Annotated in this window: 6 protein-coding genes and 1 pseudogene; 1 reads left to right on the top strand and 6 read right to left on the bottom strand. The window is 26.6% G+C overall.

Annotation, left to right across the window (positions count from 1 at the left end):
- Nucleotides 1-62: 62 nt before the first annotated feature.
- The 4 genes from glgD to glgA all read right to left on the bottom strand — a co-directional run bounded on the left by glgD (nucleotide 63) and on the right by glgA (nucleotide 6426).
- A complete protein-coding gene (gene glgD, locus Q4E08_RS10720) occupies nucleotides 63-1166 on the bottom strand; it encodes a glucose-1-phosphate adenylyltransferase subunit GlgD (protein WP_303130850.1) in 1104 nt (367 codons plus the stop codon).
- 25 nt (nucleotides 1167-1191) lie between these two features.
- On the bottom strand, nucleotides 1192-2352 hold the full coding sequence (locus Q4E08_RS10715) for a glucose-1-phosphate adenylyltransferase (protein ID WP_303130848.1): 1161 nt from the start codon (nucleotides 2350-2352) through the stop codon (nucleotides 1192-1194).
- Between the two features lie 177 nt (nucleotides 2353-2529).
- Nucleotides 2530-4965, bottom strand: coding sequence for a glycogen/starch/alpha-glucan phosphorylase (locus Q4E08_RS10710; protein WP_303130847.1), 2436 nt, complete (start codon nucleotides 4963-4965; stop codon nucleotides 2530-2532).
- 21 nt (nucleotides 4966-4986) lie between these two features.
- Nucleotides 4987-6426, bottom strand: coding sequence for a glycogen synthase GlgA (gene glgA, locus Q4E08_RS10705; protein WP_303130845.1), 1440 nt, complete (start codon nucleotides 6424-6426; stop codon nucleotides 4987-4989).
- A 232-nt stretch (nucleotides 6427-6658) separates the two neighbouring features.
- Here glgA and Q4E08_RS10700 point away from each other — a divergent pair, with 232 nt between their 5' ends.
- On the top strand, nucleotides 6659-7138 hold the full coding sequence (locus tag Q4E08_RS10700; RefSeq protein ID WP_368410198.1) for a cupin domain-containing protein: 480 nt from the start codon (nucleotides 6659-6661) through the stop codon (nucleotides 7136-7138).
- 99 nt (nucleotides 7139-7237) lie between these two features.
- On the opposite strand, the gene Q4E08_RS10695 is transcribed toward Q4E08_RS10700, so the two are convergent.
- Both Q4E08_RS10695 and Q4E08_RS10690 read right to left on the bottom strand, forming a co-directional pair.
- Nucleotides 7238-7651 (bottom strand): type II secretion system protein, encoded by a 414-nt coding sequence (locus Q4E08_RS10695; protein ID WP_303130842.1) that lies wholly within the window; start codon nucleotides 7649-7651, stop codon nucleotides 7238-7240.
- A 138-nt stretch (nucleotides 7652-7789) separates the two neighbouring features.
- Nucleotides 7790-9049: pseudogene (locus Q4E08_RS10690) on the bottom strand (SulP family inorganic anion transporter); the annotation flags it as partial.
- Nucleotides 9050-9197: the final 148 nt, after the last annotated feature.

The raw sequence follows: 9197 nt of genomic DNA, 5'->3' as shown, positions 1-9197 counted from the left end.
AAAAAAGCTTAATATAGTAACTAAATATTATTTAGTTACTATATTAAGCGTAAAATTAAATTTTAACTTTTTCTCTTATTCATTACTATTGGCCATTTTTTTGAACCTATATATTTTTCATCTTGCTCTACAATTATTTTTTTATCAGCTATTACATTTTCAAGTTCACATCCATTATTTATTATTGTTCCTTGGAGTATAATGGAATCTTTTATTTTTACATTTGGACCTATATATACTCTTCTTGATATTATACTATTTTCAATCTTTCCATCTATATAACAACCATTTGCTATTAAAGAATTTTTAACCACACTATCATTAGTATACTGTGTAGGCCCTTCATCTTTTGTTTTTGTGTATATTGGTCTACCGCTAAAAAACATTTCTTTATTTACTTCTGAATTTAAAAAATCCATATTAGCATCATAATAGGATTTTAATGAATTTATACAACTTAAATATCCATTAAATTTATATGCTTTAACATTTAATTTATCTAAGTTAGAGTGTATAAAATGTTTTATTTTTTTATACATACCACTTTTTACAGATTCATTTATTATATCTATAAATAAATCTGTTTTCATAAAATACATTTCTGTACTAATTGATGCATTTTTTTCCTTTCCTATATTTTCACCAACACTTATAATTCTATTATTATCATCTATATTAAGAACATCACAATTTATAAATTTTTCTCTTGCATTATTTACATTTTTATATACTATTGTGACATCATTATTTTCATTTTTATGTTTATCTATTAATCCTTTAAAATCTATATTGCAAATCATATATGAAGGTGCAATTAAAACATATTTTTTCTTACTATACCTTACAAACTCTATATTGTCATTGAAATTATGAATATCATCATACGAAGGAGAATAATCTCCAAAATTAAATACTTTTAACCCATCTCTTTTTCTGTGAAGATCCCATGGTCTTCCATTTGTTAAGTGATCCATTAGTGATCTAGATTTATTTTTAGTAAATATTCCTATACACTCTATTCCTGAGTTTGTCATATTTGAAAGTATAAAATCTATTATTCTATATCTAGCAGCTATCGGAACTGAACCTAAAGGTCTATTTCTTACTAATTCACCCATTCTACTTTCATTTTCATCTAAATTTATTATTCCTAAACAGTTATTCATTTTTTAGCTCCCCCCACCACTTAATTTATACAGTTTTTCTTTCTTTGTACCTAATCCTGTATCCAACCTCTTCTTTTGATGCTACAACTGATATATTTTTACCATTACCAACTACTACTTCTTTGTTAATTATCGCATCGCTTCCAATTATAGCTTTATTTACAATTGAAAAATCATCAATAACTGAGTTAGGCATAATTACCGAATTTTTAACTACTGTATTTTTACCAACATAAACACCTTGAAATAATACGGAATTTTCAACAGTTCCATGTATTACACAGCCTTCTACTATAACAGAATTTTTTACCGTTGCATCTTCTCCTATATATTGAGCCGGACTTGATGGACTTACTGAATATATCTTCCAATCTTCATCAAATAAATTTAACCCGTTTTCTATTTTCAGTAAATCCATATTTGCTTCCCACAAACTTTTTATAGTACCTACATCCTTCCAATATCCGTTAAAAGGATATGCAACTAATTTACACCCTTCACTTAACATATTAGGAATTATATTCTTTCCAAAGTCATTACTTGAATTTAAATCTAACTCATCTTTAATAAGGTGCTTTTTTAATGTTTTCCAATTAAATATATATATTCCCATAGAAGCTTTTGTACTTTTAGGATTTTTAGGCTTTTCTTCAAACTCATATATACTTAAATCGTCATTTGTGTTCATTATTCCAAATCTACTTGCTTCATCTATAGGGACATCAATAACTGCAATGGTCGCATCTGCTTCTTTTTCTTTATGGAATTCAAGCATATCATCATATTGCATCTTGTATATGTGATCACCTGATAAAACTAATAAATATTCTGGATCATAACTATCTACATATTCTATATTTTGATATATAGCATTTGCAGTCCCTTTATACCACATTCCTCCTTCTTCTTCTTGATAAGGTGGAAGTATACTTACCCCTCCATCCCTTCTATCAAGATCCCAAGGGTCCCCTATTCCAATATGTGAATTAAGTTCTAAAGGTTTATATTGTGTTAATACTCCAACGGTATATATACCTGAATTGGAACAATTACTTAGCGGAAAATCTATTATTCTATATTTACCTCCAAAAGGTACTGCTGGCTTTGCTAAATTCTTAGTTAATACTCCAAGTCGCGAACCTTGTCCACCAGCTAATATCATTGCTACTATCTCTTTTTTTCCCATAAAATTATTTTTCCCCCTTCATATGTTTTTCAAAATAAAAGCATTTTTTATTTTTAATCTGTCAATTCTTAAAAGTGCTTATATAAACATATGATGTAATTTTATATTTTATACTATTTATTGATTAAATCTTATATAAAAAATAACCTAAAGAAAAAATCTTTAGGTTATTTATAATTATAAATTTTTATATACTAACTCAGATCCCCAAATACCATTAACATATTGAGAAATTGTTCTATCAGATGAAAAAATTCCTGAATGAGCTATATTAACTCCACAAATTTTTTGCCATACATTAGTATCTCTATATAGCTTATCAACCTTTTGTTGAGCTTCAATATATGAATCAAAATCTTTTAATACAAAAAACTCATCATTATATGGTATTAAACTATCATATATTTCTCTAAATCTCTCTCTATCAAAATGATATTTTCCATTTATTAAATCATTTATTACTGATTTAACTCTAGAATTATTTTTATATATATCAAAAGATGAATATCCTCCATTTTTATAATAATTAAGAACTTCTTCTGAATTTAATCCAAATATTACTATATTATCTTCTCCAACTTCATCTTTGATTTCTATATTAGCTCCATCTAATGTTGCTATTGTTACAGCACCATTCATCATAAACTTCATATTTGACGTTCCAGATGCCTCTTTAGTAGTTGTAGAAATTTGCTCACTTAAATCTGTTGCTCTTATAATTTCCTCTGCTAAAGAAACATTATAGTTTTCTAAGAATATAACTTTTATTTTATCATTTACTCTAGAATCATTGTTTATCTTTTCTGCTATCTTATTAATAAGTTCAATTGTCTTTTTTGCTAAATGATAAGCTGGTGCAGCTTTTCCTCCAAATATAAATGTTCTTGGTACTATATCTAAATTCGGATTTTCTAAAAGTCTATTGTAAAGATCCATTATTCTTAAACAATTTAAAGTTTGTCTTTTATATGCATGTATTCTTTTAATTTGAACATCAAAAATAGAATTCGTATCTACCTTTATTCCTTTTCTCTTATATATTGTATCTGCTAATAATTCTTTATTATATTTTTTTATATTATGAAGCTCAATTTGAATATTTTTATCATAAGCTTTTTTTTCAAACTCTATCAAATCTATAGGATGTCTTATAAAACTATCCCCTATTGTATCAATTAATAAATTAGTTAACTTAGGATTTATTTTTAACAACCATCTTCTATGAGTTATTCCATTTGTTTTATTATTAAACTTATTAGGATAATAATAGTAAAAATCACTCATTTCTTTCTTTTTAAGAATTTCCGTATGAAGTTTTGCTACTCCATTTACACTATGACTACCTACTATTGCTAAGTTAGCCATTCTCACTTGCCCATCAGCTATTATGGCCATTCTTGATATTTTATCCCACTGACCTATATATGAATTCCAAAGTTCCTGACAAAATCTCTCATTAATTTCTTCAATTATCATATATATTCTTGGAAGTAATGACTTAAACATTTCAATTGGCCACTTTTCTAAAGCTTCTGCAAGTATAGTATGATTTGTATAGGATACTGTATTAGTTGTTATTCTCCATGCCTCTTCCCAAGCAAATCCTTCTTCATCTATTAATATTCTCATAAGTTCAGGTATTACAAGCGTAGGGTGAGTATCATTTATATGCATAGCTATTTTTTCATGTAAATTTCTTAAATCACCATTATGCTTTTTATAATGCCTTATAATTCCTTGTACTCCAGCAGAAACAAAAAAATACTGCTGCTTTAATCTAAGTATTTTACCTTTATATTGCGAATCATCAGGATATAAAACTTGAGATATTGCTTCAACTGAATTTTTATATTCTAGAGCCTTTAAAAAATCTCCTCTACTAAAGGATGAAAAATCAAATTCATTATTTACAGTCTCAGCACTCCAAAGTCTTAGTGTATTAACTGTATTATTCATATATCCTACAACAGGAGTATCATAAGGTACAGCAAGAACAGGCTCATAATTTACATGGGTAAATTTCAATTTTCCATTTATTTTTTCACTTATTATATTGCCACCAAACTTAACTATTTCTTTTTTATCAAGCCTTCTTTTCTCCCAAACATTCCCCTCTCTAAGCCAATTATCTGAAACCTCAACTTGAACTCCATCAATTATTTTTTGTTCAAAAAATCCATATTTATATCTTATACCACATCCATGACCAGCTATATTTACAGAAGCCATAGAATCTAAAAAGCAAGCAGCAAGTCTTCCAAGTCCACCATTACCTAAACCTTGATCTTGTTCTAAGTTTTCCAATTTTTCCAAATCTATATTTAAATCCTTTAAAGCTTCCTTACATATATCTCTAATCCCTAAATTAAGAAGGGCATCTCCTAAGAGTCTACCCAAAAGAAATTCCATTGAAAAATAATATACTTGTTTTTCCTTAGTTATATTATATCTTTTATTAGTTTTCATCCATGTTTCTGAAATATAATCTCTAACTAAACTACCTAAAGCTTCATATTTTTTATAATCACTTCCTTCTGAAAGCTCCTCTCCATGTATCTCTAAATATTTCTTTTTATACTCTTTCTTAAAAGTATTTTTATCTATAGTCAGCATAATACACCTCCTTGAATTTTGTTATAATTTAAAGGTAATTAAATCACTATACATTTTCTTGTATTCATTTGCAGACTTATTCAAGCTATTATCAGAATCTAATGCTTGAATAACAATTGAATTCCAAGTATTTTTATTTTTATATAAATCTAAAGCATATTCTATTATTCCTAATAATTCATTTGCATTATAATTTCTAAAACTAAATCCATTTCCTATTCCAGTATATTTATTATAAGGTTTAATTGTATCTTTAAGTCCACCTGTTTCTCTAACAACTGGAACAGTCCCATATCTAAGTGCTATTAATTGTCCTAATCCACAAGGTTCAAATAAAGATGGCATTAAGAACATATCAGATGCTGCATATATTTTATGCGCTAATTCATTATCAAACTTAATATTAGTTGATACTTTATCTCTATATCTAGATGCTAATCCTATAAAGTGATTTTCATAACTTAAATCACCAGTTCCTAATATTATTAATTGGATATTATGTTGTAATAACCTATCTGCTATATCAATAATTAAATCTAAACCTTTTTGATTAGTTAATCTAGATACTATACCTATCATAGCTGCATCACTATTTATAGATAAACCTAACTCGCTTTGTAACTTCTCCTTATTTCTCTTCTTACCATATAAATCATATTTATTAAAATTATCATAAATATATTTATCATCTTCTGGGTTAAACTCATCATAATCTATTCCATTTAAAATTCCACTTAACACACAATCCCTATCTCTTAAAACAGCATCTAATCTCTCCCCGTATTCTTCTGTTTTTATCTCATTTACATATGAATAACTTACAGTAGTTACTTTATCTGAATAAATAATTCCACCTTTCATAAAGCTTACCCCATTATCAAAAGCTAAACTTCCATTATAATAAGCTTCTAAATCATAACCAAAAAGTTCAGGCAAAATTTCCTTAGGAAAAACTCCTTGAAATTTAAGATTATGAATTGAAAATACTGATTTTATATTTTTATAAAAATAATCTTTTCTATATTCTAATTTAAGAAGAACTGGAATCATTCCAGTATGCCAATCATTACAATTAATTACGTCAGGCTTAAAACCTATTTCCTTTAAAAGTTTTAGTACTGCTCTATTAAAAAAAGCAAATCTTTCACCATCGTCAAAATATCCATATACTTTATCTCTAGAAAAATAATATTCATTATCTAATAAATAATACTTCACTCCATCACAAATTCCTTCAAAAACTCCACAATACTGATTTCTCCAACCAACCTTAACATTAAAAGATTTTAAAAATTTTAGATTTTTTTCAAACTTACTATTTATTGATTTATATTTTGGTATTACAACTCTTGCATCAACATCTATTCTATTTAACGCCTTAGATAATGACCCTAAAACATCTCCTAATCCCCCTGTCTTTATAAATGGATTTGCTTCAGATCCAACTAATAAAACCTTCACTTTCTTCTCCCCCTTATTTAAAAATATAAACATATTTGTTTATCTTTATATACTTCTAATGTAATTATCTATATGAATAATGATATAAAATATGATTATTCAAACCCTTACTATCTTTATAAATATTAATAAACTCAAAAAAAAATAACTTATAGAAGTTTTTTTATTAAATTTTTATAATTGAAAAAACTTTAGTATAATATAAAACAAATATAAAATTAGGAGGACTATTATGAAATCAGCAGAATACTATATAAAAAATCTGGATATGATTCCTCATGTAGAAGGTGGATATTTTAAAGAATCATTCTTATCAAATACAATAGTAAAAGATAATAAAAAACTATGGAGTAGTATATACTTTTTATTAAAAACTGGAGAAGTTTCTAATTTTCATAGATTAAAATCAGATGAAATGTGGTATTATCACGATGGTGAAGCATTAACTATATATATGATAAGCCCTGACGGTAAATTAACAACAAAACAACTTGGTAAAAACATTGAAAATGGAGAATATCCTCAAGTTTTAGTACCAAAAGGATATATATTTGGTTCTTCAATGAATAATGATGGATTTGCATTAGTTGGATGTATGGTGTCTCCCGGCTTTGAATTTAGCGATTTTGAATTATTCAAAAGAGAAGACTTATTAAATAAATATCCAGAACATGCAGATGTAATAATAAAACTTACTAGAGAAGATATTTAATATTATAAATAAAAGGCGTAATATACATTATATTACTGCCTTTAAACTTTTATTAAGTTAAAATTATATATTTTAATTCTCTATCTTATATCAATCTAATTACTCATTATCTATAAAACTATTAAATATTCCATTCTCATCTATAGAAAAATCTTTAATTCCATTAACTATATCTCTACAATTAGCTACACTCATCGAATCTGATAAATTAGCTAAATCATCACCAATATATGAATTTACACTATTATTACTCTTTATTTGTGAAATTGTACTATTAGATAAATCTCCACCTTTTCTCATTTCATATGTGTCAACTGCCATTACTACTCTTCTTGACTGCTCTATTACTTTAGTCTTTTTAGCCTCATCTATATATCCAGTAATATTTTTACTAAATATTATTACAAGTATTCCCATTATAGCAATAACACCGACTAACTCTATTAATGTAAATCCCTTTTTCTTCGCTTTAATTATATTTTTACATTTTGTATTTAATTTTCTATAAGTCATATATGTCCTCCTCTCATTATAATCTAATTCAAATTATTACCAATTAATTTATTTTTAAACTATATAAACTAAAAAAATAGCAAAAAGATTAAATCTTTTTGCTATTTTTAATACAAATTAACAAGCTATTTCTATATCTTTATTAATATTATTATTTCTATCAATTAATTTCATTCTTATTAAATGAACTATCATTGCAACTAATATAGCTACAACTAAATCACAAGTTACTGTTAATATAAAAGTAATTAATAATTCAAGTGCATCAAGTTTATTTTTTTCTATAACTTTTATACACTCTCTCCATTCACTCATGTTATATGATACAACTGCAAGTATAGCAGCTAACGCAACTAAAGGAACATATTTTATAAAAGGCATAAATATTATCATTATTAATAATAAAACTATAGCATGAACTATTCCAGCTATTGGAGTTCTTCCACCATTTTTAATATTAGCTGCTGTTCTTGCAATAGCACCTGTTGCCGGTATTCCACCAAATAATGATGATGCTATATTTGCTAATCCTTGTCCTATTAATTCTGTATTAGAATTATGTTTTTTATCTATCATTCCATCTGCAACTACAGCTGATAATAAAGATTCAATTGCAGCTAAGAATGCTATTGTAAGTGATGGCATAATTAAAACTTTAATTTTATCTATAGTCAATACAGGAAGATGTGGTTTAGGAATAGATGATGATATTGAACCAAAAGCACTTCCTATAGTTTCAACATTTAAACTTAATCCAGCTACTATTAACGTAGATATTACTAAAGCAATAAGTGAACCTGGAATTGTTTTATTAATCTTAGGAAAAAGTATTATTATTCCTATACATAATATACCTATTATTAAAGTTATAAAATGAGTTTCATTAAAATGTGATATATATGCTTCCCATTTAGGAATAAATTCTGATGGTACTTTTTCAATGTTTAACCCAAATAAATCTTTTATTTGAGTTGATAGTAATGTTACTGCAATTCCTAAGGTAAACCCTAAAGTTATACTCTTTGGAATAAACTTTATTAAATTTCCCAATCTTAAAATCCCAAATAATATTAATATTACACCAGCCATTAATGTTGACATAATTAATCCTTCAAGTCCATAATTTTCTATAATTCCATATACAATAACAACGAATGCACCTGTTGGTCCACCAATTTGAACTCTACTTCCACCAAATAATGATATAAATAACCCCGCTACTATAGCTGTTATAAGACCCTTTTCTGGAGTTACACCTGATGATATTCCAAGAGCAATTGACAATGGAAGTGCTATTATAGCAACTATTACACCCGATATTACATCCTTAAATATTTGCTCCTTGGATAATTCTTTTTTTCTGTGCTTTAGAATGGAAAAAAACTTTGGTTTTTTCATTATTAAAGAAACGCCTCTTTTCATATAAATTTTTTGTAAACTATCTATACACATTAAAAAAAGAGATAGTTAAAACTATCTCTTTTCGTTCACACCTGGCAACGTCCTACTCTCCCACACGGTCACCCATGCAGTACCATTGGCGCTA

The sequence above is a fragment of the Clostridium sp. genome (assembly GCF_030532265.1).
Taxonomy (GTDB): domain Bacteria; phylum Bacillota; class Clostridia; order Clostridiales; family Clostridiaceae; genus Clostridium.
This window is presented reverse-complemented; position numbering and strand designations above follow the sequence as displayed.